Raw genomic sequence first — 24,248 nt, 5'->3', positions numbered from 1 at the left:
TGGTGTTTCAACGTTCCGGTGTTCCGATGTCGAAAGAGTCGCGCAAGTTCAAGGTTCCCGACGCGTTGGCGAACGTCTACGATTTCGCCAACACGCTCGATGTCCGCCATTTCATGCATTTCGGCTTGGAGCACCCGCAGAGCGACGAGCTCGCCGGGCCGAAGCAACTTGCGGACTGGATGCAGGAACGCGGCCTTGGTGCTGAAGGCGGGCGGGTCACGCCCGCGATGTTCGAGGCCGCGCTGGGGCTGCGGGAAGCGCTACGCGCCTATCTGCAATGCGAGCCGGTCGAGCGGCGCCGGAATCGGGATATTCTCGGTGCGCTTGATGGCGCACTCGCTTCGTTTCCATTGCGGGTCGAGGCGCGTCCGGGGCGTGGCGCGATATTATCGGCAGCGCGCGAAGATGCGCTCGCCGGTCTGTCGGCGGTCGCGATCGAGCTTCACGACGCAACGCTTCTCGGAACACTCGACCGGCTGAAGATGTGCGCTTCGGAGGAATGTCGCCGGGTGTTCTTCGACCGGTCGAAGCCGGCGACGCGGCGTTGGTGTATGTCCACGCTGTGCGGCAACCGGGTGAAGACGCGTGCTTATCGCGAGCGGCAGCGCGAAGCGAAGTAGGTCAGGCGCGATAGTGGCCCGACTTGCCGCCGAGCTTCTCGACGAGATGGATGCCCTCGATGCGCACGCCGCGTTCCACCGCCTTGATCATGTCGTAGATGGTGAGGCAGGCGACCGAGACGGCCGTGAGCGCCTCCATCTCGACGCCGGTCGGGCCCGTCACCTTCACGCTGGCGCGGACGAGGCAGCCCGGCAGTTTCGCGTCGGGCTCGATGTCGACGGTGACCTTCGACAGGACGAGGGGATGACAGAGCGGGATCAGCTCCGAGGTGCGCTTGGCGGCCATGATGCCGGCGATGCGCGCGGTGCCGAGCACGTCGCCTTTCTTGGCGTTGCCCGAGACGATGAGATCAAGCGTCGCCTTGGTCATGACGACGCGGCCTTCGGCGACCGCGAGTCGTTCGGTCGCGGGCTTCTCCGACACGTCGACCATCCGCGCCTCGCCGGAGGCGCCGATATGGGTGAGGGCAGGGCCGGCCGTTCTTGAAGGCCTGGTCTTCGAGGGCTTGCGCGCCATGTCAGCGCGTACCCGTCGCGAGCGGCGCGTTCTCTCGCGCGAGCAGCGTACGGGTGGCCGCGGTCACGTCGGCTTGGCGCATCAGGCTCTCGCCGACCAGGAAGGTCGACATGCCGACGCGTTCGAGCCGGGCGAGATCGGCCGGCGTGAAGATGCCGCTCTCGCCGACCATCAGCCGCTCCGCAGGGATCAGCGGTGCCAGCGTCTCGCTGGTCGCGAGCGTGGTCTCGAAGGTGCGCAGATTGCGGTTGTTGACGCCGATCATCGGCGAACGCAGCTTCAGCGCGCGGTCGAGCTCGGCGCGGTCGTGGATCTCGATCAGCGCGTCCATGCCGTAGGCGAGGGCGGCGTCTTCGAGATCCTTGGCAGTGGCATCGTCGAGTGCGGCCATGATGATCAGGATGCAGTCGGCGCCATGCGCGCGGGCTTCAGTCACCTGATAGGTGTCGAACATGAAATCCTTGCGCAGCACGGGTAGCGACGTTGCCTCGCGTGCCGCCACCATGAAGTCGAGATGGCCCTGGAACGATGGCGTGTCGGTCAGCACCGACAGACAGGCCGCGCCGCCGGCCTCATAGGCCCTGGCGAGAAGCGGCGGATCGAAATCGGCGCGGATCAGCCCCTTCGACGGCGAGGCTTTCTTGACCTCGGCAATCAGCGCGTAGTCGCCATTGGCGTGCTTGGCCTTGATCGCGCGCACGAAGCCGCGCGGTGCACCTTGCGCCTTGGCCTTGGCCTCGACGTCCGACAGCGGCAGCGCGCGCCTGGCGGCTGCGATTTCCTCGCGCTTGTAAGCTTCGATCTTGGTCAGGATGTCCGACATGGGGAAGCTCAGCCGTTCGAGACCGCGATCAGGTGTTTCAGCCGCGCGCCCGCGGCGCCGCTGTCGAGCGACTTCGCACCGATCGCAACGCCCTCCTTGAGGTCCTTGGCGCGGCCGGCCACGACCAGCGCAGCGGCGGCGTTGATCAGTGCGACGTCGCGATAGGGGCTCGGCTTGCCATCGAGCACGCTCTGCAAGGCGATCGCATTGGCGTCGGCGTCGCCGCCTTTGAGCGCGCCGGGCTCGCAGCGCGACAGGCCGGCGTCTTCCGGCGTCACCTCGAAATTCCGGATCTCGCCCTTGTGGAGCGCGGAAACGAAGGTCGGGCCGGTGAGAGTGATCTCATCGAGGCCGTCGGAGCCGTGCACGACCCAGGCGGATTCGGAGCCGAGGTTCTTCAGCACTTGCGCCAGCGGCTGCACCCATTGCCGCGAGAATACGCCGACCATCTGCCGCTTCACGCCGGCCGGATTCGACAGGGGACCGAGCAGATTGAAGATCGTGCGCGTCGCAAGCTCGACCCGGGTCGGGCCGACGTTCTTCATGGCGGGATGATGGGCGGGGGCAAACATGAAGCCGATGCCGCATTCGCGCACGCAGAGCCCGACCTGCTCAGGCCTGAGGTCGATCTTCACGCCGAGCGAGGCCAGCACGTCGGCCGCGCCCGAGCGCGACGACAGCGCGCGGTTGCCGTGCTTGGCTACCGGCACCCCGGCGCCCGAGACGATGAAGGAGGCGCAGGTCGAGACGTTGACCGAGCCGGAGCCGTCGCCGCCGGTGCCGACGATGTCGACGGCCTCAGGTGGTGCCGTCACGGTCAGCATCTTGGAGCGCATCGCCGAGACCGCGCCGGTGATCTCGTCGACGGTCTCGCCGCGTACCCTCAGTGCCATCAGGAGGCCGCCCATCTGCGAGGGCGTGGCCTCGCCGGACATCATGGCGTCGAAGGCGGAAGCTGCTTCGTCACGCGACAGGCTGGCGCCGGTCGCCACTTTTCCAATGATCGATTTCAGGTCGTCCATCGCGTGCTTTCAACTCACTGGTTCGCGCCGGTCACCTGCGCGAAGGCGGCCTGATTAATCGTGGTCCCGATGTCGGTTTCAAGCTTGTTGACGTAGGAGGCGACCTGCTCGTCGGTCAGCGCGCGGTCGAGGCTGTCCTTCAGCTTCTTCACCGCGTCGGAGGCGGCGTCGACGGTGGGTTCGACGATGTCGGTGACGCGGAAGATGATCACCTCGCTGCCGCCGTTCACGGCGGTCTGTCCGACGCCGTCCTTGGCGGTGCGGAAGGCGGCCGTAACGACGTTGGCGGGCACGCCGGCGGGCGAGTCGTCGCGCTTGAAGCCGGTGGCGGTCTCGACCTTGGCGTTGATGGCGGCGGCCACATCAGCGAGCTTGCCGCCCGCTTCGAGCTTCTGCACCATCTCGGTCGCCTTGGTCTTCAGCTTGGCGGCGATCTGGTCCTGGCGCCAGCGCGCCTCGACCTGGTCACGGACCTCGTCGAGGCTGCGGTCGCGCGAGGGCGTGATGGCAAGCACGTCGTACCAGACATAGCCGCCCTTGAACGAGATCGAGTCGTTGTCGACGCCGACATCGGTGTTGAAGGCCTGCGACACCACGTCGAGGCCCTGGGGGATGCTGGCGACGGGCTGGCCGTTCGGGCCGCGGCCGGAGCGGTCGACGGCGTCGATGGTCACAGCAGTGAGGCCGAGCTTCTGCGCTGCGTCGATCACGCTGGAGCCGCCGCCGCGCTCGTCTTCCATCTTGTCGCGGAGATCATTGACCTTGACGCGCGCGCGTTCGGTCGCGATCTCGCGCTTGATGTCGTTGGCAAGGCTGGCGTAGTTCGCCTCATTGCCCGGCTCGATCTTGCCGACCTTGACGATCGAGGTGCCGAGAGCGCCCTGGATCGGCTGGCTGATCTCGCCTGCGGGAAGCGCGAAGGCGGCATTCCCGACCGCGGAGTCGAGCGAGGATTTGGTCACAAGCCCGAGGTCGACGTCGGAGGCGCTGAGGCCGCGCTCCTTGGCGAGGTCCTCGAACGACGTCCCGGCAACGAGGCGCTCGCGCGCGGCCTGCGCCTCGGCGGCGTTGGGAAACACGAGCTGCTGGATCTGGCGCTTCTCCGGGGTGCCGAGCCGGTCCTTACGCTGATCGAACACCTTCCTGGCGTCCTCGTCGGAGACCTCGCTCCATTTGCCGATCTCTTCCGGCGAGACCACGACGAAGGAAATCTTGCGATATTCGGGCGCGCGGAACTGGACCTTGTGATCCTCGAAATAGGCGGCGAGTGCTTCGGGCGAGGGGGCGTCGATGGTGCCGGCCTGCGCGGCGTCGAGCCTGACGAATTCGATCGCGCGCTGCTCGTTCTGGAAGCGCGTCAGCACGTCGATCATGGCCTTCGGCGGTTCGAGGCCGGCGCCGATCGTGCCGGTGATCTGCCGGCGCAGCGACACCTTGCGCTGCTCGGAGACGTAGCGCTGCTCGGTATAGCCGAAATTGCGGATCACGGCCTGGAAGCGGTTCGGATCGAAGCTGCCGCCGACGCCCTTGAAGTTGGGGTCGTTCATGATGACCTGGCGGATCTGCTCGTCGGACTGGCCGAGCCCGAGCCGGCGGGCTTCCTCGTCGAGGGCTGCTTCCGCGATCGTCTGCTGGAGCACCTGGCGGTCGAGGCCGAAGGCACGCGCCTGGTCGGGCGTCAGCGGCCGGCCGAACTGGCGGCTGATCTGCTGGAGGCGGTCGGTGTAGATCTGGCGGAACTCGTTCAGCGAGATTTCGGTGCTACCGACCTTGGCCACCGTGGACTGCCCGAAGCCCTTGAAGATGTCGGCGATGCCCCAAATGCCGAAACTGATGATCAGCACGCCCATCACGATCGCCATAATGGTCTTGCCGACCCAGTTTGATGAGGCCTTGCGCATTCCTCGAAGCATTTGGTCCAACTTGTTTGGTCAGGAGGGGAACGGGAGCGCGTCTTAATGCAGATTCCGCAAAAGCGCGTCACCAAATTGATCAATCATCATAAAGTGGCGGCTTTCCCCCCGCAACCTCGGGTCCCGCGGTCTCGCGAAGCTGCGGTTAAAAGCCCCTGGTCTCTGGAACTGCCGCAACAGCTCTGCTAGCGCATGCACAAACCTCATTCTGCTGGAAATTGACATGACCGATGCCATCCGACCGCTGATCGCCGGCAACTGGAAAATGAACGGCCTGAAGGGCTCGGCTGCCGAATTCGACGCCATGCTCAAGGGCGCGGCAGAGGTGGCCGCCAAGGCGGACCTGCTGGTCTGCCCGCCGGCGACCCTGATCGCGGCTTACGCCGACAAGGCACGCGGCAGCAAGGTCGCGGTGGGGGCGCAGGATTGCCACCCCAAGGCCTCCGGCGCCCACACCGGCGATATCGCTGCCGAAATGCTGGTGGACGCCGGTGCGACCGCCATCATCGTCGGCCATTCCGAGCGCCGCGCCGACCACGGCGAGGGCGATGCCCTGATCCGGCAGAAGGCCGAGGCCGCCTGGCGGGCCGGGGTCACTGCGATCGTCTGCATCGGTGAGACCCAGGGCCAGCGCGATGCCGGCCAGACCCTGGACGTCCTGCGCGGTCAGCTCGATGGCTCGCTGCCCGACGGCTCGACCGCGGCCAATCTGGTCGTGGCCTACGAGCCGGTCTGGGCGATCGGCACCGGCCTGACCCCCACAGCCCAGGATGTCGAGCAGATTCATGGGTTTATCAGGGAACTCCTGACCTCCCGGTTCAAGGCCGATGGCGGGAAGATGCGCATCCTCTACGGCGGCTCGGTCAAGCCGTCGAACGCGGCCGAACTGATGTCCGTGAAAAACGTCAACGGTGCGCTGGTCGGCGGCGCCAGCCTGAAGGCGGCCGATTTCCTTGCGATTGCCAAGGGCTGCCCCTAGCTAACCGCAAAGCCTTGATCCGACCCGATCGGGGGTGGCAATGCCCCTTCCGATCGTGTAACACCGCGCAACTTCAGGAAAACCCGCGAAGCGCGATCGGCCGCCGTCTCGGCGCTGTCGGCTTGTGACGGAAGGACACTATGCAAACCGTTGTCATCGTCATTCACCTCATGATCGTTGCCGTCATGATCGGCGCCGTCCTGCTCCAGAAGTCGGAAGGCGGCGGCCTCGGCATGGGGGGCGGCGCGGGCTTCATGTCGAGCCGCGGCACCGCGAATCTGTTGACCCGGACCACCGCGATCCTGGCCGCCGGCTTCTTCCTGACCAGCCTGTTCCTGTCCTGGCACGCCGGCTACAGCCGCGCGCCCTCGTCGATCATTGGCCAGCCGGGGTCGCAGAGCCAGCCGGCCGGCGGATCGCCAATCGCGCCGCCGACCTCGGGCGGCATCCTGGATTCGCTGAAGAAGGCCGACGAGCAGCAGCAGAACCAGGCGCCGGCCGGCCCGCAGGTGCCGCGCTCGCAATAAAGCAGGGGGGCCATGCAGGGCGGCTTCTACCGTCCTGCATCAAGAACCCCCATCAAGGTTCTGTCACCACACTTAGTTTTGGTTCACCCACAGGCCCGCAAAATCTTTGGGGCGGAATACGAATCGCTTTGGCGAATCGAATTCGAGGGATTAGAGGTTAGGTCCCATGGCGCGGTACATATTCATCACCGGCGGCGTGGTTTCTTCGCTCGGCAAGGGTCTGGCTTCAGCGGCACTCGGTGCCCTGCTGCAGTCCCGGGGCTACAAGGTCCGCCTCCGCAAGCTCGACCCCTATCTCAACCTCGATCCCGGAACGATGTCGCCGTATCAGCACGGCGAAGTATTCGTGACCGATGACGGCGCGGAGACCGATCTCGATCTCGGTCACTACGAGCGCTTCACGGGCCGGCCTGCGACCAAGGCCGACAACATCACGACGGGCCGCATCTACCAGGACATCATCTCCAAGGAGCGCCGCGGCGATTATCTCGGCGCGACCATCCAGGTGGTTCCGCACGTCACCAACGCCATCAAGGAATTCGTCCTCGACGGCAACGACGAATACGACTTCGTGCTGGTCGAGATCGGCGGCACTGTCGGCGACATCGAGGGCCTGCCGTTCTTCGAGGCGATCCGCCAGCTCAAGAACGAGCTGCCGCGCGATCATGCCGTCTACATCCACCTCACGCTGCTGCCCTACATCCCGAGCGCCGGCGAACTGAAGACCAAACCGACGCAGCACTCGGTGAAGGAGCTGCGCTCGATCGGTATCCAGCCGGACATCCTGCTCTGCCGCACCGACCGCGAGATCCCGAAGGAAGAGCGGCGCAAGCTCGGCCTGTTCTGCAACGTGCGCGAAAGCGCCGTGATCGAAGCGCGCGACGTCGACAACATCTACGCAGTGCCCGAGGCCTATCACAACGCGGGCCTGGACGACGAAGTGCTTGCCGCCTTCGGTATCGGCTCGCGGATTCCGCCGGAGCTGCGCAGCTGGCAGCAGATCAACGAGCGCGTCCGCAATCCCGAGGGCAACGTCACCATCGCCATCGTCGGCAAATACACCGGCATGAAGGATGCGTATAAGTCGCTGATCGAGGCGCTCTCGCATGGCGGCATCGCCAACAAGGTGAAGGTCAATCTCGACTGGATCGAGAGCGAGATCTTCGAGAAGGAAGATCCCGCGCCGTTCCTCGAACACGTCAACGGCATTCTGGTGCCGGGCGGCTTCGGCCAGCGCGGCGCCGAAGGCAAGATCCGCGCAGCGCAGTTCGCGCGTGAGCGGAACGTGCCGTATTTCGGCATCTGCTTCGGCATGCAGATGGCGGTGATCGAAGCCGCGCGAAACCTCGTCGGCATCGAGGACGCCAACTCCACCGAGTTCGGCCCGACCAAGGAGCCGCTGGTCGGCCTGATGACCGAATGGCTGCGCGGCAACGAGCTCGAGAAGCGCTCCAAGGCCGGCGATCTCGGCGGCACGATGCGTCTGGGCGCCTATCCCGCCGCGCTCAACCGCGGCAGCCGCGTCTCGCAGGTCTATGGCGGCGCGACCGAGATTTCCGAGCGCCACCGCCACCGCTACGAGGTCAACACCGCCTACAAGGATCGCCTCGAGCAGCACGGGCTGAAATTCTCCGGCCTCTCGCCCGACGGCGTGCTGCCGGAGATCGTCGAATACGAGGATCACCCCTGGTTCATCGGCGTCCAGTTCCACCCCGAACTGAAGTCGCGCCCATTCGAGCCGCACCCGCTGTTCGCCTCGTTCATTCAGGCGGCGATGGTGCAGTCGCGGCTGGTCTAGCAATCCGCTTCGGCCGCGACCGGCGTTGATGCGTCGGGCGCGAGCGATCCCGCAATGAGCTTCATCTGCGGCCGTCGCGTCAGCTTGTAGACGGCCGCCGGTGGCACGTTCAGCATCGCCCGGTCGACGATCTTCGCGCGCAGGCCAAGCCTGTCGAGCACCGGCCGTGGAATCGGGCAGCTCATCCCATAGGTGAACTGGTAGAAGGCGCCGCCGGGGCGGACGTAACTGAACGCGCCACCGATGATCGAGACGACCTTGCGCGTCGACATGTTGAGCAACGGCAGGCCGCTCACGACCGCGCCGACCGGCGCGCCGTCATAGAGGCGCTCCGTCGTCAGTCGCCCCGCATCCATCCACAACACGCGCGCGTTGGGAAACCTCATCTGGAGCAGCTTCATGAAGTCGGAGCCGTATTCGATCAGCGTGAGGTCCTGCTGGCGAACGCCGCGCTTGAGCAGCTTGTAGGTGAACGCGCCGGTGCCGGGGCCGAGCTCGAGAACGGGGCCGGTCGATGCGGTAATCTCGCGGGTGATGAGATCGGCCAGCGCCGCACCTGACGGCGCGATCGCGCCGACGCGACGCGGGGCTGACATCCAGGACAGGAAGAACGAGAGGAAATCGTTGGGCATGCGCACTCCGGCATCTTGGTTGCGCCTCGCAGGTCAGAGGTGAGGCCAATCGAAGAGTCGCTGAAGTGCATTGCGACTGCATTGCGCATGAGCCGCAACGGGCGAATTGAATCAGCTCTGCCGGGCCGGCGCCAGAGTCATCCTGAAGCACGTCCCGCCGTTCGGCCCGTCGGTGACCGTGACGTGGCCGCCGTGCAGGAGCACGATCTCGCGCACCATGTTGAGGCCGAGGCCGGCGCCGCGGTCGAGCGGCGCGAGCCGGTAGAACGGCTCGAAGATCATCTCGCGCTGATCGGCTGGAATGCCGGGGCCTTCATCGGTGACCTCGATGCATGCGGGCTTGCTGACGCGAATGCCGATCGTGCCGCGGCGAGGGCCGTGCTGGATCGCATTCTGCACGAGATTGGTCAGCGCCCGCTCCAGGGCCGCCGCGTCGCCGATCGTCTCGACCGGTGTTGCAGGGGCATCGAGGGCCAGCTCGTACCCGGCGGCAATGGCCAGCGGTGCAAGATCGGCGGCCGCGCTTTGCGCAATCGCGACGAGGTCCACGCGTGTGAATGGATGGCCGCAGCGGTCGAGCCGCTGGATGTCGAGCAATTGCTCGGCAAGCGTCGCCAGCCGGGCGGAATCCTCCAGCAGACGGGTCTTGTCCGGGCTTGACGGAAGTGATTCCAGGCGCGTGTTCAGGATCGCGATTGGCGTGCGCAACTCGTGCGCGGCGTCGGCGACGAAGCGCTTGTGGCGGGCATAGCCCTGGTCGAGTCGCGCCAGCGCGTCGTTGATCGCAGTGACGAGCGGCACGACCTCCAGCGGAATTTGCGCGACCGACAGCCGCGCGCCGCGCTGATGGATGTCAATGCGTCGTGCCTCGTCCGCCGTGGTGTCGAGCCCCCGGAAGGCACGCTGCACGATCATCGGTGTCGCAATGAAGGTCGCCGTTCCCATCAGGAGCAGACCGGGCAGGGCGATACCGAGGAACGCAAGCGATGTCATGAACAACGCCTTGGTGCCGGTGAGCCGCCCCTGGGTCGCCGTGATAATCTGCACATTGCCGGCGTCGGTATCGACGCGCTTCAGACGGGCGGCCGGCTTGCGCGGATCGTCCTCGAACAGCTGCCAGCCGAGCCGTGCCTGGCTAATCTGGTCGAGACCGCCGCCGATCGCGGCGAATTCGGCCGGCACGACGCCCTCGCTGAGCGAGTGTCCCTGCTTGTCGCGGACCTGAAACCAGAGATCGGGCGTTTCACCACGCAGCTGCTTCAGTTCGGGCGTCTGGCGCAGCATCAGGCCGCCTTGCGCGTCGCGCGCGATCGCGCGTTGCACGACGTCGATCACGCGATCTTCATCCCGCTCGGCCAGCGCGAAGCCGGATGCGCACAGCCCGGCGAGGACGACCGCAATCAGCGCAACCAGAATGGCGGCCTGGAGCGAGAGGAGGCGCCAGCTGAGCCGCGAGCGCAGGCAATAGGGATCGTCGTGCTTGCTCATGGCAGCTTCTTCAGGAGATAGCCGACGCCACGAATGCCGTGGATTTCCACGCCGGCATCGGCCTCGGCAAGCTTGCGCCGCAGCCGCGAGATGTGGGTGTCCAAGGCGTTCGACTGGATCTCGTCATCGAAATTGTAGACGGCCTCTTCCAGCGCCGAGCGCAGCACGGTCCGGCCCATGCGGCGGATCAGGGCTTCGAGCACCAGCAATTCGCGGCGCGGCAGCTCGAACGACTGACCGTCGATACTGGCTTCGCGATGGCCGACATCGAAGGTGAGGCGGCCGGCGCGGATCACGTCCGGCGTGAGGCCGGCGGGCCGACGCAACACGGCGCGCAGGCGTGCCAGCAATTCTTCGACCGCAAACGGCTTTGCCAGATAATCGTCCGCGCCGCTGTCGAGCCCGGTGATGCGGTCGGCGAGCTCGCCGCGTGCGGTCAGGACGATGATCGGCACGCCGTCGGCGCGCGCGCGAAGTTTTGGGATCAGGGAAAGGCCGTCGCCGTCTGGCAGCTGACGGTCGAGCAGGACGGCGGCATGGACGTCGGAGGAGATTGCCTCTTCCGCCTCGGCCAGCGTGGGCACGTGATCCACCACCATGTCGTAGCGCTTCAAGGCCGACGCCAATGCGCCGGCCATCTCCGCTTCATCCTCGACGAGCAAAATCCGCATGATCCCGGCACCTGGCTGCAACTGGACTGTTCTAGCGGCCCGATCATTACGGCAGCATTGCGGGAGCGAACCGCGCCGGTTGGCTGTCAAGACCTGTCCAGCCATGCGCGAAACGCTGCGGGGGCGACCGGGCGGCGCTCAAGACACCATCATGGCCAGCCGCTATAACCGCCCGACCTGATCAGGGAGGAAGCAAGAATGATCTATGAAATGCGCATCTACCGCTGCGTGCCCGGCCGCCTGCCGGCGCTCTTGAAGCGGTTCGAGACGGTGACGCTGAAGCTGTGGGAAAAGCACGGCATCAAGCAGGCCGGCTTCTTCACCACCCTGATCGGTGACTCCAACCAGGAGCTGACCTATTTCCTGGCCTGGGAGTCGCTCGCCGAGCGCGAGAAGAAGTGGGGCGCCTTCATGACCGATCCGGATTGGATGAAAGCGCGCGCCGAGAGCGAGGCCGATGGCCAGATCGTCGGCAATATCGTCAGCCAGATCCTGACCCCGACTGCCTTCTCGTCGGTCAAGTAGCGACATTCGGCACAGGGCGCGCCGGGGAACCCCGGCGCAACCCTGATATTCTGGCAGCCCGGGCCAAAGAGGGTTGATCCGCCCCCCATCGCCGCTATGGTCGCGGCGAAACGAGGGATATTGGCCTTGAGCTCTTCGACGTCAGCGGCGCCCGTCGTCACCATTGGCACGGTCAAATTCGGCAATGATCTGCCGATCTCGATCATTGCCGGACCGTGCCAGCTCGAAAGCCGCCAGCATGCGCTGGAGGTGGCCTCCGCGCTGAAGGAGATCGCCGCGCGGCTGAAGGTCGGCCTCGTCTACAAGACCTCGTTCGACAAGGCGAACCGCACCAGCGCGTCCGCTGCGCGCGGTCTTGGCCTCGCGCAGTCGCTGCCGATCTTCGCCGAGATCCGCGCCTCGCTCGGCCTGCCGGTGCTGACCGACGTGCATGATGCTGCGCAGTGCGCCGAGGTGGCGCAAGCCGTGGACGTCCTCCAGATCCCGGCCTTCCTGTGCCGGCAGACCGATCTGCTGCTTGCGGCCGCCGCGACGGGCAAGGTCGTCAACGTCAAGAAGGGGCAATTCCTCGCGCCCTGGGACATGGCCAATGTCGTGACCAAGATCACGAGCGCGAACAATGCCAACGTGCTCGTCACCGAACGCGGCGCCTCGTTCGGCTACAACACGCTGGTCTCCGACATGCGCGCGCTGCCGATCCTGGCGCGTACCACCGGCGCGCCCGTGATCTTCGACGCCACCCATTCGGTGCAGCAACCGGGCGGGAAGGGGACATCCTCGGGCGGCGAGCGCGAATTCGTCCCGGTGCTCGCACGCGCGGCCGTTGCGGTCGGGGTTGCCGGCGTCTTCGTCGAGACCCATCCCGATCCCGATAACGCACCCTCCGACGGACCCAACATGGTGCCGCTGCGCGAGTTCGAAGGGCTGATCCGCACGCTCATGGCGTTCGACGCGCTCGCAAAGAATCCGCGCTGATGCAGCACGGCGAGGCGCGGCCGCACGATCACGGCTTGCCGGCCGCGCTCTACGTCATATCCGGCGCAAGTTTCGCAGCAGCACTCTCGGCGCGTGCGCTCGATCCGGTGCTGCCGCACGTCGCCGAGGATTTCGGCGTCAGCATCGCGACCGCCGCAGGCTTTGCCGCGGTGTTCGCCTTTACGTTTTCGATCATCCAGCCGATCGTCGGCGCCGCCGCCGATCTGTTCGGCAAGACGCGGCTGATGATCGGCTGCCTCGCGCTGCTCGGCCTTGCCAACATCCTGGGCGCGCTCTCGACCTCGTTCTCGGTCCTGTTTGCCACCCGCGTGCTTGCCGGCATCGGCTCCGGCGGCGTGTTTCCGGTGGCGCTGAGCCTGACCAGCGATCTGGTCGGGCCGGAGAAGCGCCAGGTCGCGATCAGCCGCACGCTCGCCGGCGCGATGACCGGCAATCTGCTCGGCGCCTCGGCCTCCGGCTTGATCGGTGATTTCCTCGGCTGGCGCGGCGTGCTGGCGGTGCTCGGCGTGCTCGTGATCGCTGCCTCGATCGCGGTCGCAGCCGGCTTTCGTGGCGCCAAGGTGAAGCATCCGCCGAAGACGAGCCTGTCGGCGCTGAAGGCGGGCTATCGCACCATCTTCACCAATCCCAACGCTTACGTGTGCTATTCGGCGGTGTTCGTCGAAGGCTGCTGCGTGCTCGGCCTGTTTCCCTACATCGCCTCGTTCCTGTTCGAGCTCGGCCAGACCTCGCTGTCGATCGCGGGCCTCGTCATCGCGGGCTTCGCGGTCGGCGGCCTGTTCTACACGCTGACGGTGTCGCGCATGCTGCCGCGGCTCGGCGTCAAAGGCATGATGATCGCGGGCATGACGTTGGTAGCCTCGCAGCTCGTTGCCGTCGCCTTCGGCCCGCGCTGGGAGGTGCAGGCGCTCAACCTCGTCGTGATGGGCTGGGGCTTCTACATGGCCCATGGCTGCTTGCAGGTGTTTGCCAGCGAGCTCTCGGTCGAGGCCCGCGCGACCGCGCTGTCGCTGCACTCGTTCTTTTTCTTCATGGGCCAGACGGTCGGACCGCTCGCCTATGGAATCGGGCTCCAGCACGCCGGCAAGGTGCCGACCCTGCTTGTGAGCGCCGCGATCATGGTGGTGCTCGGCCTCGTCTGTGCCCGGCTGCTCAAGCAGCGGGCTCCCTCGGACGCACGCGCCTGACGGAAGTATCGAGCTACCAGCTCTCCGTATTTTCCCGGGAAAGAATGGTAGCCAAATCCCTTCAATCTTAAATCAAATCTCACCGTTCGCTCCATAGATTGACCGCAAACCGCGAATTGGCGGCAACATCTATGGATCAGTCGATGCAAAAGCAGCGTTCGGTCGCCCGTATCCTCGGCACGGTGGTTGGGTCTCTCGGTCTCGTCCTCGTCGTCATCTCCGCCTATGCGCTGAAGCTGGCGGTGACGCGCTACTCGGACAGCAACCGCATCGTCTCGCTCGCGGTCGCCAGCCGCGACCTGACCAACACGCTGGTGATCTTTCGCCTGGAGCGTGGTGATACGCTGAGCTATCTCGCAGCGGCCGCCCCCGCTCCCGACAGCGTCATGACCAGCCTCTCCGGGCAGCGCGCCACCGTGCAGAAGAATCACGCACAGGCCCTGGAGAGCCTCGCTTCCGTCGAAGCCCCCGGTCTTGCCGAGAAGCTCGACAAGCTCCGCGGCATCTGGGCGCAGCTTGAGGAACTGAGGCCGCGTGCCATCACGGCTCTGAAGCAGGAGAAGGGCGCGCGTGATGCGAACCTGCAGCCGAGCTGGGCCAGGATCAGCGATGCCTATATGGACGCCATCGGCGACGTCACCGCTCATGTCGACAACGCGATGACGCTGATCGACCCTGTGGTCGATCGCCTCCTGATCGCCAAGCAGGCCTCCTGGCAGGCCCGCGCCAATGCCGGTCAGACCATTCTGATCCAGTTCTCCTCGATCCTCGCCAACAAGACCTGGACCGCCGCCGACGGCGTCCAGTTCGCCGATCTGCGCGGCCGCATCCAGCAGTCCTGGGTCGTGGTGCGCGACCTCAGCCCGAATGTGGCCTCGCCCGAGCTGTTGCAGGCGATCCGCAACGCCGAGCCGGAAATCTCCGGCGCGCTCAGCGACGAGCGCAATGCGATTGCGACCAAGCTGCTTGCCGGCGAGCCTGCCGGCGTCGTCGGTATGGAGTACCGTGATCGCCAGCTGGTCGGCGCCAACAATGTCGTCATCGTCACGCAGACCGCGCTCGCCAACATGATCTCGCGGGCCGAGGAGGGCGCCTCGCGCGCCCGCTTCAGCCTGATCCTGTTCGGTCTGCTGGCGCCGGCCTCGCTCACACTGACGGTGGGCGGGCTGTTCCTGATGCGCAACCGCGTCACCCGTCCGCTGACCGCGATTACCGGCGTCATGACCCGCTTCGCCGCGCACGATTTTGCCAGCGACGTGCCGGGCTTCGGCCGCAACGACGAGATCGGCCGCATGGCCGCGGCATTGCAGGTGTTCAAGGACGCCATGATCAACGCCGAGCGCCTGTCCGGCGACCAGGCTGCCGAGCGCGCCGACAAGGAAAAGCGTGCGTCCGAAATGTCCGGCCTCGTGCGGCAGTTCGAAGGCCGGATCGGCCAGATGGTGCAGGCGCTGTCGAGCGCCTCGGGCGAGCTGGAGACGACGGCTCGCTCGATGTCCGGCACGGCCGCCGAAGCCCAGGCCCAGGCCGGTTCGGCCTCGACGCTTGCCGACCAGGTCGGCGGCGGCGTGCAGACCGTGGCGGCTGCGGCGGAGGAGCTCAACGCCTCGATCCGCGAGATCAACCGTCAGGTCGAGCAGGCAACGCGCGCCACCGAGCAGGCGGTCGTCACCGTCAAGGAGACCGACAGCACCATGCGTGCGCTCGCCGACGGCGCCGATCGTATCGGCGAGGTCATCGGTCTCATCACCTCGATCGCGGGACAGACCAATCTGCTGGCGCTGAACGCGACCATCGAAGCAGCTCGCGCCGGCGAGTCCGGCAGGGGCTTTGCGGTCGTGGCGAGCGAGGTGAAGAACCTGGCCTCGCAGACCGCGAAGGCCACCGAAGAGATCAGCGCCCAGATCACGGAGATCCAGGGGGCAACGCAGAAGGCGGTCTCGGCGATCGACGGCATCGTCAAGACCATCGAGGAAGTCTCGAGCATCAACCGCGTCATCGCCGCCGCCATCGAGGAGCAGAACAAGGCGACTGCCGAGATCGCAAACACCGTGCAGCACACGGCGGAGGCAACCTCGACCGTGACGCGCAACATCGCAACCGTGTCGTCGGCGGCGAGCGAGACCGGCCGCGCCGCGTCCGGCGTGCTCAAGGCTGCGGCCAATCTGTCGAGCCAGTCGACCTCGCTGACCTCGGAGGTCGACGGTTTCATCAGCAAGGTGAGGGCGGTGGCGTAAGACCTGCTCTATTGCTCGGATTTTGCTCTTTGGACGCCGCAGCGCGCCGCGCTTGCGGCATGGCACGCTGCGGCTGACACAATCAGCGGGGGCGATGCGCGCGGGCGGCGATTGCCTGCGCGCGTTCAAGCAGCGCTTCGGCCCGCTGCACGATCGGAATATCGATCATCTTGCCGTCGATGGCGAAGGATGCGCGTCCCTCGGCGGCCGCCTGCTTGTTGAGTTCGACGATGCGCTCGGCATCCGCAACCTCCTTGGCCGACGGGCTGAAGCCCGCATTGAGGATCGGCACCAGCGACGGGTGGATACAGGCCGAGCCCACGAAGCCAAAGTCGGCCGAACGCCTGACGATCCTTGTGTATCCCTCGAGGTCGGAGAAATCGGCGACTGAACCGATGGTGCCGAGCGGCATGATGCCGGCGGCGCGTGCTGCCTGCACCACCTGCTGCTTCGGCATCAACAGGGTCTCCTCGGTCGGCTTGGCGCCGATCGCGGTGGCGTAATCTTCCGCACCCAGCGAGATGCCCGCCAGCCGCGGGATTGATCGCGCGATGTCATGGGCCCTGGCGAGCGGACCGGGCGCCTCGATCAGGCCGACGAACCAGATCTTGCCGACGGGCAACCCGCGCTCGATCTCCAGTCTGGTCACCATTTCGTCGAGCAGGCGGAGATGCTCGGCACCTTCGACCTTGGTGATCTTGATCGCGTCCACGCCGGCGATGACAGCCGCTTCCAGATCGGGCACCGCCAGTTCGAGCGGCTGGTTGATGCGCACCATGACGTCCGAACTTCCGGTGTCGCGAAAACGCTTCACGATGCCCGGGATCAGCTTTCGGGCGTTCGCCTTTTCGGCAAGCGGCACGCTGTCCTCGAGATCGATGATCAGTGCGTCCGCGCCACGCTCGACGGCCTTGACGACGAACCGCTCGACGTTCGCGGGCACGAACAGCGCGGAGCGCCAGACGGGGAATTTTCGTTGAACTGTCATGTGCTGGTTTCCTTCACAACGCCCGAGGTGAGGGCGGCATCAATGTCGTCAGGGCTGAGGCCTGCTTCGGCCAGGATCGTGCGGCTGTGCTGACCGAGGCGTGGGGCCGGCGTCCGGATGCTTCCCGGCGTCTCGGAGAGGCGCACCGGGACGGCGTGCATCGGGAACGTTCCCATGTCCTCGTCGGGATAGTCGGCCAGCAGTCCGCGGGCCTGCACGTGGCGATCGTTCATCAATCGGACGGTGTCGTTGACCGGACCGATCGTGACCTCGGCCGCCTCGAAGAAAGCCACGTTGTCATCGACTGTCCGCGTCGCGATGAAATCGCCGATGATCTGATCGAGTTCGGCGACATGGACGAGCCGCTGCTCGTTGGTCTTGAACTTGGGATCCTCGCAAAGCTCCGGGCGGCCGATCGAGCGCAAGACCCGCATAGCCATGCCTTGCGTGGACGCGGACAGGCAGACCCAGCCGCCATCGAGGGTACGGTAGACGTTGCGCGGGACCGAGCCGCTCGAGCGGCTGCCGCTGCGCGGTTTGACGACACCGGTCAGACGATAGTTTGCCGCCTGAGGCCCGAGCGAATTCACAATCGGGTCGAGCAGCGGCAGATCGATCACCTGGCCCTTGCCGCCGTTGATCTCGACCTCCCGCAGCGCCGCCATCGCGGCGAACGCTCCGGTGAGACCGGAGAGGGCGTCGGCCAGATACATTGGCGGCAACACCGGCTCGCGATCGGGAAAACCGTTCATCTCGGCAAAGCCGGAGAAGCCTTCCACCAGCGTTCCGAAGCCGGGTCGGCGATGATAGGGGCCGGTCTGCCCCCACCCCGATATGCGCACGATCACGAGCTTCGGCTCGAGCCGCAGCAGCTCTTCCGGCGAAAGCCCCATCTGCTCGAGCGTACCGGGACGGAAGCTCTCGATCAGCATCGCTGCGCCGGGAATCATCTTGCGGATCAGCGGCACCGCTTCGTCGTGACGGAATTCCAGGCAGATGCTGCGCTTGTTGCGCGAATGGATCTTCCAGTTCGTCTCGACGCCTTTGGTGCGCCAGCCGCGCAGGGTGTCGCCTTCGCGCGGCTCGACCTTGATGACGTCGGCGCCGAAGTCGGCGAGATGCTGGGTGAGCAGATTGCCCGCAACCAGCCTCGAAAGGTCGATGACGCGGAGCCCGGTCAGCGGGCCGCGGGCTCCGGGCGTGTAGTCGGCCTGATGCAGTCCGCTTTCGGGAGAGGTGGCGTCAGTGGGATTTGCCATGGTTCCGTTCTGTAAACAGGATGCCGCCGGTGACAGGCAGCCACAGGCGCAACCGGCGGTCAGGCGTTGCGTCCTGGGTTTCGATGCGGATCTGGTTTCCGCCGACGCTCAATCCGATTTGCCAGCGGCCGCCAACGTAGGAATGGCTGACCACGTCGGCCTCGACGATCGAACCTCCGATGGCCTGATCGTTGGCCGCTGCCAGGCGCATCTGCTCGGGACGATAGGCAAACGTCACCTTGTCGCCCGGGGACGGACGTTTGTCGGACTTGATCAGGACGCGCTGGCCGTCGGCGAGACTGACCAGCGTCTGCCCATCGCCGTCGGGCGCCCCGACCACGTCGCCGTTCAGAAAATTGGTCGTTCCGATGAAGTCGGCCACGAAACTGTCTGCCGGCCGCGTGTAGATCTCCTGGGGCGAGCCGATCTGACTGATGCGGCCGCCATTCATGACCACGATGCGGTCGGACAGGGCTAGTGCTTCGACCTGGTCGTGCGTCACGTAGATCGTCGTCAGGCCGAGGCGCGTGCGCAGTTCGGCAAGCCAGGTCCGGGCACGGTCGCGCAGCTTTGCGTCGAGGTTCGACAGGGGTTCGTCGAGCAGCAGGATTTCGGGCTGGTAGACCAGCGTTCGCGCGAGTGCCACACGCTGCTGCTGGCCGCCCGAGAGCTGATGCGGATAGCGATCCTGAAAGCTCTCCATCTCGACGAGAGCGAGGCTCTCCTCGACGCGGCGCTTGCAATCGGCGGTCGACACCTTGCGCAGCTTGAGCGGAAACACGACGTTGTCGTAGACCGTCATGTGCGGCCACAAGGCGTAGCTCTGGAACACCAATCCGCAATGGCGGGCTTCTGGCGGCAGGAAAATGCCCTTTTGGCCGTCGAAATAGGTCTTGTTGCCGACACGGATCCGTCCGCTCGTCGGCTGATCCAGTCCGGCAATGGCGCCGAGGGTCGTCGACTTGCCGCACCCCGACGGACCCAGCAGCGTGACGAACTCGCCGTCCGCAACGTGGATGTTGACGTCGTCGATCGCCTTGACCGGCCCGAACCGCTTGTGCAGGTTCTCGATCAGCAACTCAGCCATAGAGCTTCACTCCGAGAAAAGCGCGCGCCGCCGTCACGCAGACTCCGATCACCAGGATCTGGACGGTCGCCAGCGCGGACACGAGGCCGACCTCGCCCTGCGTCCAGGCCTGGAGCAGCGTGGTCCCGATCACTTCGCTGCCGGGAGCGAACAGGAAGATCGCGGTCGTGTATTCCTTGAAGAACGTGATGAAGAGGATGATGAAGCAGGCCACCAGCGCTGGGCGCAGCAGAGGCAGAACGATGCGCCGGCTCGTCGTCCACCAGTCCGCGCCCTGCGTGCGGGCAGCGCGATCGAAATCCGGGCTCATCTGCAACAGCATCGGCGCGACCGCACCAAGCCCCACGGGAATGAAGTGCATGGTGAAGGCGGCAACCAGAATCCAGATCGTGTTCCGAAGGCCGCCCAGGCCGGGCACGAGCGCAAACGCATAGAAGAAACCGATGCCGGCGACGACACCTGGCACGGCGCGGGGAAACAGCGCGATGTAGTGCAGCGGGCCACGCCAGCGGAAATCAGATCGCAGCACGATGATGGCGATCAGGGCGACCATCGCAGTCGCGACAACACCACCGACGGAGCTGACGATGAGCGAGTTCCAGATCGAACGCGGGTAGACCGGATATTCGAGCATGTTGGCGAAATTGCCGAGCGTCAGCACCTCGCTGATCGGTACCATCGGCGACAACAGGCTGGTGAAGGCGCGCAGCAGCAGCGCGCCGATCGGCATCACGACCGTTGCGGTGATGTAGATCGCCGCGACGATGCAAAGCGGCCAGCGCAGGCTGTTCAGCCGAAACGGGCGCGGTCGCGTGGCCTTGCCACCGAGCGTCACGAAGCGCCTGGTGTTGCCGAGCAGGCGTCCCTGCAGCCACACCAGCACGCACACGACGGCAAGCATCAGCACGGCCGCAGTCGCCACCAGCCCGTGATCGGGACGGGCTGACGCCACGCCGTTGTTGTAGAGGAACGTGGTCAGCACGGTGATGCCGGCGGGATCTCCGAACACCAGCGGAATCGCGAGCAGCTCCAGTCCGACCGTGAAATTCAGCACTGCACTGTAGGCGATCGCCGGCATCAGCAGCGGCAGCGTGATCCGCCACAGGGTTCTCAAGGTGCCGGCACCGGTCACGCGGGCGGCTTCCTCCAGTGTCGGGTCGGTGATCGACGCCGACGACATGCAGTAGATGTAGGCGACCGGCGCCTGCGAGACGCCCGCGATCATCGCCATGCCCGGCAGGGAGTAGAGATTCCAGGGGACGCCGTCGAAAATCGACTGAACCAGAAGCGTGAGGTAACCGGCCGGCCCGTAGATCGTGTACCAGCCGAACGACAGCACCAGCGCCGAGAGATAGATCGGCCACAGGAAGAGTTCGCCAAACAGCCGGGCAAAAGGCATGTCGGTGCGGCCGAACAGCACCGCTGCCATCGTGCCGAGGGCCTGCGAGATCACGGTGGTGAGGGTGGCGAAGACGAGCGTGTTCCAGATGACGAGCGCGAAGCCGTCGGTGCGCAGCAAGCGGCCGAAATTGCCCAGCGTCAATTGCTGGCCGGAATCGTAAAGCGCACGATCCAGGAACGATTGATAGAGAACGGGAAGGAGCGGCGCAGCGATCAAGACGACGGTCAGCAGCGCCATGCCGTACTGGATGACGGTATCGCGGCCTGGCAACGGCTTCGGCAGCGAGTCCGGAGCCGTTGCCCTCAGCGCGCTGCTTGCCTCAAGCGACATTGAAGGTCTTTTTCCAGCGCGCGAGGAAGCTGTCGTAATCGCGCACGGCGTCCCGATCGTAGCCGATGTAGCAGATATTCTGTTCGCCGACGGCTTCCACGATCGAGGAGTAGGTGTGGCGGATTCCGTCGCCCGGCTTCACGCCGGGGCGTGCCGGCGTCAGGCCGCCCCGTCCGAATGCGCGCTGACCGTCCTCGGACACGACGTAGTCGAGCATCAATTTCGCTGCGTTGACATTCTTCGATCCCTTCGGGATGGCGATGCCGCGCAGCACGACCGGCTGACCGTCGCCGATGAAGCTCCAGCCGAGGATCTTTGCCCGCGCAGGATCGTTTAGGCGCGGCCAGAACGTGATGGCCGAAACGAAGAAGCCCATGTTGTATTCGCCTGAGGTGACCTTCTCGGTCATCGGCCCGCCGGAGCGCTCGAAGCGGGGCGACAGCTTGGCGAGCTGGGCGAACTGGTCCCAGGCCTTCTCGCCGTGCTTCTTCACGTAGGCGTAGGAGATGCCATAACCGAAGGTCGTCTGGTGCACGCCGTAGCTGGTGATGCGGTTGCGCCAGGCCTTCTCGTTGGCCACTGCAAGCTCGACGAACTCCGCAAGCGTCTTCGGGCGCTTGCCGTCCGGCACCAGCGTGTTGTTCCAGATCAACGCCATCGGGTCGGAGGAGACGGTGTAGACGCCGGGAAACGGCTTCGACCAATCCGGCCAGGCCTTCGCTTCGGGCGAGGCATAGTCGAGGATCTCACCGCGCTCCTGGAAGTCGATCCAGCCGCCCGGGTCAGCCGTCGCGATGAGATCGCAGGTGCGGCTGTTGGTGCTGCGCTCGGCCAGATAGCGCTCGAAGCTCTCGCGGGAGGCGGGGAGATCCAGCGTCTCGACCTTGATCTTAGGGTAGAGCTTGTTGAAGCCCTCGATCACGGGCCGCCAGTTTTCCGGCGACATGATCGAGTAGATGAGAAGGCTGCCCTCTTTCTCGGCGTCGTCGATGATCTTCTGATAGTTCTCGGGATATCCGTTCGGCGCGGCCTGGGCCGCCCCACGGAGCCCCACCGTGGCGCCGAGAACCGACATCACCATTAAGCTTCTACGATCGATGCCGGACATCTACTGTTCCTCCCGTCGTCGCGATTTGTTATGCACATTTATTGGCGCCAATTTGTGCGCAATAGTTTTGGCGAGTCAAGCGCTCCAAAAAGGGAAGCAGCCATGAAAGTACGGAAGGAGCAGAAGCGGCTGTTGGCGGCGGAAATCGGTGCCGCCATTCTGCAAGGCGACTATCGACCGGGCGAATGGTTGCGCCAGATCGACCTGGAGGAAGACTTCGCTGCCAAACGGTTTGATGTCCGGAGTGCGCTGACCCAGCTCGCCGCAAGCGGGATGGTGACCCACGTCGAAAATCGTGGATACCGCGTCGCGCAGCCCGACTTGAACGTCGTTCGCGAGATATTGGCGATCCGCATGCTGCTCGAGGTTGAAGCGGCCACGCAGGCGCTACCGAATATCGGCCCCGACGAACTAGCGAAGATCAAGCAGGCTCAGAAAATCTTCGAAGATGCTGTGGCGCGTGGCAGCAAGGCGGACCAGGCAAACACCAACGCCGCCTTTCACGACGAAATCTATCGCCATGCCGCGAACCAATCACTCGCGAGGCTCATCGTGGAGATCAGAAATCGCGCCAGGCCAGGACCGATCGCCTTGTGGCCATCGAACGCCGAACTCCAGCGGAGTGCTGCACACCATGTCGATATCGTCGATGCGATCGAGTCTCGCGATCTCGCCGCACTTGTTGCAGCGGTGCGGCGACACATCGTCGAATCCGGCGCCAACTATCCGGCGCGCGATCTCGGTCCGATCAAGAAGGACCCGGCAGCATCCGATTGATGAAGGCCGGCGCGTCGAGCCGGCCTTACGTCAGTTCGCTCCACCACCCGCGATCGGCTCCATGCCGCTCGCGATGATCGTATCGCGTGCGGCGGGGGAGGCGAGGAACTTGATCAGGGCCCGGCCGGCATCGGGCTCTTTCGAACCGGTGGCGATCCCGGCGGAGAAGATCGTGATCTTCTGCAAGTCGTTCGGCAGCGGTCCGACGATATCGATGCCCTTCACGGGCTTCAGCTCGCTGATCTGCTGAAAGCCGAGTTCGGCTTCGCCGTGCGCGACGATCTCGCCGACGGGCGTTGCCGGAATTTTCCGCGCCTTATCCTTCATGATGTCGGCAATGCCGAGCTTGTCGAACATCTCGGTCGAGACGTAGACGCCGCTGGCGCTATCTGAATAGGCGATCGTTTTCGCCGCCAGCAGCGCGCGCTTGACCGCCTCCACCGAGCTGATGTCCGGCTTCGGCGCTCCCGATTTCACGGCAATGCCGATCGGCGATCTGGTGAGGTCGACCTGGCTGCCGGCGACGACCTTGCCCTTGCTGGCGAGGTCGGTGAGGGCATAGCCCACCATGATCAGAACGTCGGCCGGTTCGCCGCGCTCCAGCCGGACCGGGATCGCATTGGTGGTCGTCCCCATCGACGGCCCATACGAAGTCAGCACCTTGTTGCCGGTGGCTTTCTCGAACTCCGGCACGAGCGCCTGATAGGCCGCCGTCAGTCCGCCCGAGATCATCACCCGGACTTCGGCAGCGTCGGATGCGCCGCCGAGCCACAGAACACCCAAAAGGCCCAAGGCAAGGCTGCGGAATGTTACAGACATCGATCTCATCGTCATTCGTCTCCAGCTAGCCCCGCCCGCGATAGGGTGCGACGCCTTGCTCCGGCAGCCACAATCCCTTCGGCACGCGGCCGGTCTGCCAGAACACGTCGATCGGGATGCCGCCGCGCGGATACCAGTAGCCGCCGATGCGCAAGAACTTCGGCTTGATCTCGCTCGCGATGCGCTTGCCGATCATCACGGTGCAGTCCTCGTGGAAGGCGCCGTGATTGCGGAAGCTCGCGATGTAGAGCTTGAGCGACTTCGACTCCAGCAGCCACGGGCCGGGCGCGTAGTCGATCATCAGATGGGCGAAATCCGGCTGTCCCGTGACCGGGCAGAGCGAGGTGAATTCCGGCACGGTGAAGCGCACCAGATAGTCCGTGCCCTTCTGCGGATTGGGCACGCGGTCGAGCTGGGCTTCTTCCGGTGTGTGCGGCCACTCGACCGCGCGGCCGAGCTGGAGGGATTTTTTCGCCATCGTCGTCACATCCTGTTCGAGCATGATCCGGACCCGGAGGGCCGCGTTAGCGCAAAGTGGGCACC

23 protein-coding genes are annotated in these 24,248 nt (G+C 65.4%); 9 read left to right on the top strand and 14 right to left on the bottom strand.

The features are described 5' to 3' along the window. Positions 1 to 26 precede the first annotated feature (26 nt). A complete protein-coding gene (locus NLM25_RS24820) occupies positions 27 to 620 on the top strand; it encodes a CGNR zinc finger domain-containing protein (protein ID WP_254138734.1) in 594 nt (197 codons plus the stop codon). 1 nt (position 621) lies between these two features. Here NLM25_RS24820 and moaC read toward each other — a convergent pair whose 3' ends face one another. From moaC to NLM25_RS24800, 4 genes are read right to left on the bottom strand one after another with little or no spacing between them, the layout of a single operon-like run. Further along, the gene (gene moaC / locus NLM25_RS24815; protein ID WP_254138733.1) at positions 622 to 1,137 is read right to left on the bottom strand and encodes a cyclic pyranopterin monophosphate synthase MoaC; all 516 of its coding nucleotides are present in this window, start codon (positions 1,135 to 1,137) and stop codon (positions 622 to 624) included. Position 1,138: 1 nt separating this feature from the next. Further along, positions 1,139 to 1,960 carry an indole-3-glycerol phosphate synthase TrpC gene (trpC, locus tag NLM25_RS24810; protein ID WP_254138732.1) on the bottom strand — a complete coding sequence of 274 codons (822 nt, stop codon included), beginning with the start codon at positions 1,958 to 1,960 and terminating at the stop codon, positions 1,139 to 1,141. Between the two features lie 8 nt (positions 1,961 to 1,968). Continuing rightward, complete coding sequence (gene trpD, locus NLM25_RS24805) at positions 1,969 to 2,982, bottom strand: anthranilate phosphoribosyltransferase (protein ID WP_254138731.1); 1,014 nt, start codon at positions 2,980 to 2,982, stop codon at positions 1,969 to 1,971. 14 nt (positions 2,983 to 2,996) lie between these two features. Next, positions 2,997 to 4,895, bottom strand: coding sequence for a peptidylprolyl isomerase (locus tag NLM25_RS24800; RefSeq protein WP_254138730.1), 1,899 nt, complete (start codon positions 4,893 to 4,895; stop codon positions 2,997 to 2,999). A gap of 223 nt (positions 4,896 to 5,118) precedes the next feature. Here NLM25_RS24800 and tpiA point away from each other — a divergent pair, with 223 nt between their 5' ends. The 3 genes from tpiA to NLM25_RS24785 all read left to right on the top strand — a co-directional run bounded on the left by tpiA (position 5,119) and on the right by NLM25_RS24785 (position 8,199). Further along, on the top strand, positions 5,119 to 5,874 hold the full coding sequence (gene tpiA / locus NLM25_RS24795) for a triose-phosphate isomerase (RefSeq protein WP_254138729.1): 756 nt from the start codon (positions 5,119 to 5,121) through the stop codon (positions 5,872 to 5,874). A 140-nt stretch (positions 5,875 to 6,014) separates the two neighbouring features. After that, complete coding sequence (gene secG / locus NLM25_RS24790) at positions 6,015 to 6,401, top strand: preprotein translocase subunit SecG (protein WP_254119879.1); 387 nt, start codon at positions 6,015 to 6,017, stop codon at positions 6,399 to 6,401. Positions 6,402 to 6,567: 166 nt separating this feature from the next. After that, on the top strand, positions 6,568 to 8,199 hold the full coding sequence (locus tag NLM25_RS24785; protein WP_254119878.1) for a CTP synthase: 1,632 nt from the start codon (positions 6,568 to 6,570) through the stop codon (positions 8,197 to 8,199). Here the strand turns inward: NLM25_RS24785 and NLM25_RS24780 are convergent. From NLM25_RS24780 to NLM25_RS24770, 3 genes are all read right to left on the bottom strand, one after another. Continuing rightward, positions 8,196 to 8,831 (bottom strand): class I SAM-dependent methyltransferase, encoded by a 636-nt coding sequence (locus tag NLM25_RS24780; RefSeq protein ID WP_254138728.1) that lies wholly within the window; start codon positions 8,829 to 8,831, stop codon positions 8,196 to 8,198. The genes NLM25_RS24785 and NLM25_RS24780 overlap by 4 nt on opposite strands. 111 nt (positions 8,832 to 8,942) lie before the next feature. Further along, a complete protein-coding gene (locus NLM25_RS24775) occupies positions 8,943 to 10,319 on the bottom strand; it encodes a HAMP domain-containing sensor histidine kinase (RefSeq protein ID WP_254138727.1) in 1,377 nt (458 codons plus the stop codon). Beyond that, the gene (locus NLM25_RS24770) at positions 10,316 to 10,990 is read right to left on the bottom strand and encodes a response regulator transcription factor (RefSeq protein WP_254119875.1); all 675 of its coding nucleotides are present in this window, start codon (positions 10,988 to 10,990) and stop codon (positions 10,316 to 10,318) included. The genes NLM25_RS24775 and NLM25_RS24770 overlap by 4 nt, the downstream gene beginning before the upstream one ends. Before the next feature lie 198 nt (positions 10,991 to 11,188). Here NLM25_RS24770 and NLM25_RS24765 point away from each other — a divergent pair, with 198 nt between their 5' ends. The 4 genes from NLM25_RS24765 to NLM25_RS24750 all read left to right on the top strand — a co-directional run bounded on the left by NLM25_RS24765 (position 11,189) and on the right by NLM25_RS24750 (position 15,935). Continuing rightward, positions 11,189 to 11,515 (top strand): NIPSNAP family protein, encoded by a 327-nt coding sequence (locus tag NLM25_RS24765; protein ID WP_254119874.1) that lies wholly within the window; start codon positions 11,189 to 11,191, stop codon positions 11,513 to 11,515. 126 nt (positions 11,516 to 11,641) lie between these two features. Continuing rightward, complete coding sequence (gene kdsA, locus NLM25_RS24760; protein WP_254138726.1) at positions 11,642 to 12,490, top strand: 3-deoxy-8-phosphooctulonate synthase; 849 nt, start codon at positions 11,642 to 11,644, stop codon at positions 12,488 to 12,490. Further along, the gene (locus NLM25_RS24755; protein ID WP_254138725.1) at positions 12,490 to 13,698 is read left to right on the top strand and encodes an MFS transporter; all 1,209 of its coding nucleotides are present in this window, start codon (positions 12,490 to 12,492) and stop codon (positions 13,696 to 13,698) included. Before kdsA ends, NLM25_RS24755 begins: the two co-directional genes overlap by 1 nt. Positions 13,699 to 13,841: 143 nt before the next feature. Continuing rightward, positions 13,842 to 15,935 carry a methyl-accepting chemotaxis protein gene (locus NLM25_RS24750; RefSeq protein WP_254138724.1) on the top strand — a complete coding sequence of 698 codons (2,094 nt, stop codon included), beginning with the start codon at positions 13,842 to 13,844 and terminating at the stop codon, positions 15,933 to 15,935. A gap of 82 nt (positions 15,936 to 16,017) precedes the next feature. Here the strand turns inward: NLM25_RS24750 and NLM25_RS24745 are convergent, their stop codons facing one another. The 5 genes from NLM25_RS24745 to NLM25_RS24725 are packed head-to-tail and all read right to left on the bottom strand — an operon-like array spanning position 16,018 to position 22,076. After that, the gene (locus NLM25_RS24745) at positions 16,018 to 16,923 is read right to left on the bottom strand and encodes a CoA ester lyase (protein WP_254138723.1); all 906 of its coding nucleotides are present in this window, start codon (positions 16,921 to 16,923) and stop codon (positions 16,018 to 16,020) included. After that, complete coding sequence (locus NLM25_RS24740) at positions 16,920 to 18,182, bottom strand: CaiB/BaiF CoA-transferase family protein (RefSeq protein WP_254138722.1); 1,263 nt, start codon at positions 18,180 to 18,182, stop codon at positions 16,920 to 16,922. Before NLM25_RS24740 ends, NLM25_RS24745 begins: the two co-directional genes overlap by 4 nt. Continuing rightward, the gene (locus tag NLM25_RS24735; protein ID WP_254119868.1) at positions 18,166 to 19,269 is read right to left on the bottom strand and encodes an ABC transporter ATP-binding protein; all 1,104 of its coding nucleotides are present in this window, start codon (positions 19,267 to 19,269) and stop codon (positions 18,166 to 18,168) included. The genes NLM25_RS24740 and NLM25_RS24735 overlap by 17 nt, the downstream gene beginning before the upstream one ends. Further along, positions 19,262 to 21,001 carry an iron ABC transporter permease gene (locus NLM25_RS24730; RefSeq protein WP_254138721.1) on the bottom strand — a complete coding sequence of 580 codons (1,740 nt, stop codon included), beginning with the start codon at positions 20,999 to 21,001 and terminating at the stop codon, positions 19,262 to 19,264. Before NLM25_RS24730 ends, NLM25_RS24735 begins: the two co-directional genes overlap by 8 nt. Beyond that, complete coding sequence (locus NLM25_RS24725) at positions 20,991 to 22,076, bottom strand: ABC transporter substrate-binding protein (protein ID WP_254119866.1); 1,086 nt, start codon at positions 22,074 to 22,076, stop codon at positions 20,991 to 20,993. Before NLM25_RS24725 ends, NLM25_RS24730 begins: the two co-directional genes overlap by 11 nt. 135 nt (positions 22,077 to 22,211) lie before the next feature. Here NLM25_RS24725 and NLM25_RS24720 point away from each other — a divergent pair, with 135 nt between their 5' ends. Next, a complete protein-coding gene (locus NLM25_RS24720; protein WP_254138720.1) occupies positions 22,212 to 22,886 on the top strand; it encodes a GntR family transcriptional regulator in 675 nt (224 codons plus the stop codon). Between the two features lie 30 nt (positions 22,887 to 22,916). On the opposite strand, the gene NLM25_RS24715 is transcribed toward NLM25_RS24720, so the two are convergent. Next, entirely contained in the window at positions 22,917 to 23,714 is a 798-nt protein-coding gene (locus tag NLM25_RS24715; RefSeq protein ID WP_254138719.1) for an extracellular solute-binding protein, read from the bottom strand. Positions 23,715 to 23,730: 16 nt separating this feature from the next. Continuing rightward, the gene (queF, locus tag NLM25_RS24710; RefSeq protein WP_254119863.1) at positions 23,731 to 24,207 is read right to left on the bottom strand and encodes a preQ(1) synthase; all 477 of its coding nucleotides are present in this window, start codon (positions 24,205 to 24,207) and stop codon (positions 23,731 to 23,733) included. Positions 24,208 to 24,248: the final 41 nt, after the last annotated feature.

Origin of the sequence: Bradyrhizobium sp. CCGB01, from assembly GCF_024199795.1 — a bacterium.
GTDB lineage: Bacteria > Pseudomonadota > Alphaproteobacteria > Rhizobiales > Xanthobacteraceae > Bradyrhizobium.
The sequence above is the reverse complement of the archived record's forward strand: the minus strand, read 5'-3'. Positions and strand labels throughout refer to the sequence as shown.

Coding starts and splice junctions, on each gene's coding strand:
- trpC (WP_254138732.1), bottom strand. CDS start 1,960: ATGTCGGACATCCTGACCAAGATCGAAGCTTACAAGCGCGAGGAAATC.
- trpD (WP_254138731.1), bottom strand. CDS start 2,982: ATGGACGACCTGAAATCGATCATTGGAAAAGTGGCGACCGGCGCCAGC.
- NLM25_RS24780 (WP_254138728.1), bottom strand. CDS start 8,831: ATGCCCAACGATTTCCTCTCGTTCTTCCTGTCCTGGATGTCAGCCCCG.
- NLM25_RS24750 (WP_254138724.1), top strand. CDS start 13,842: ATGCAAAAGCAGCGTTCGGTCGCCCGTATCCTCGGCACGGTGGTTGGG.
- NLM25_RS24820 (WP_254138734.1), top strand. CDS start 27: ATGTCGAAAGAGTCGCGCAAGTTCAAGGTTCCCGACGCGTTGGCGAAC.
- NLM25_RS24720 (WP_254138720.1), top strand. CDS start 22,212: ATGAAAGTACGGAAGGAGCAGAAGCGGCTGTTGGCGGCGGAAATCGGT.
- NLM25_RS24735 (WP_254119868.1), bottom strand. CDS start 19,269: ATGGCTGAGTTGCTGATCGAGAACCTGCACAAGCGGTTCGGGCCGGTC.
- NLM25_RS24745 (WP_254138723.1), bottom strand. CDS start 16,923: ATGACAGTTCAACGAAAATTCCCCGTCTGGCGCTCCGCGCTGTTCGTG.
- NLM25_RS24755 (WP_254138725.1), top strand. CDS start 12,490: ATGCAGCACGGCGAGGCGCGGCCGCACGATCACGGCTTGCCGGCCGCG.
- tpiA (WP_254138729.1), top strand. CDS start 5,119: ATGACCGATGCCATCCGACCGCTGATCGCCGGCAACTGGAAAATGAAC.
- moaC (WP_254138733.1), bottom strand. CDS start 1,137: ATGGCGCGCAAGCCCTCGAAGACCAGGCCTTCAAGAACGGCCGGCCCT.
- NLM25_RS24770 (WP_254119875.1), bottom strand. CDS start 10,990: ATGCGGATTTTGCTCGTCGAGGATGAAGCGGAGATGGCCGGCGCATTG.
- NLM25_RS24715 (WP_254138719.1), bottom strand. CDS start 23,714: ATGAGATCGATGTCTGTAACATTCCGCAGCCTTGCCTTGGGCCTTTTG.
- NLM25_RS24775 (WP_254138727.1), bottom strand. CDS start 10,319: ATGAGCAAGCACGACGATCCCTATTGCCTGCGCTCGCGGCTCAGCTGG.
- queF (WP_254119863.1), bottom strand. CDS start 24,207: ATGCTCGAACAGGATGTGACGACGATGGCGAAAAAATCCCTCCAGCTC.
- NLM25_RS24800 (WP_254138730.1), bottom strand. CDS start 4,895: ATGCTTCGAGGAATGCGCAAGGCCTCATCAAACTGGGTCGGCAAGACC.
- NLM25_RS24725 (WP_254119866.1), bottom strand. CDS start 22,076: ATGTCGGTTCTCGGCGCCACGGTGGGGCTCCGTGGGGCGGCCCAGGCC.
- NLM25_RS24785 (WP_254119878.1), top strand. CDS start 6,568: ATGGCGCGGTACATATTCATCACCGGCGGCGTGGTTTCTTCGCTCGGC.
- secG (WP_254119879.1), top strand. CDS start 6,015: ATGCAAACCGTTGTCATCGTCATTCACCTCATGATCGTTGCCGTCATG.
- NLM25_RS24730 (WP_254138721.1), bottom strand. CDS start 21,001: ATGTCGCTTGAGGCAAGCAGCGCGCTGAGGGCAACGGCTCCGGACTCG.
- NLM25_RS24740 (WP_254138722.1), bottom strand. CDS start 18,182: ATGGCAAATCCCACTGACGCCACCTCTCCCGAAAGCGGACTGCATCAG.
- NLM25_RS24765 (WP_254119874.1), top strand. CDS start 11,189: ATGATCTATGAAATGCGCATCTACCGCTGCGTGCCCGGCCGCCTGCCG.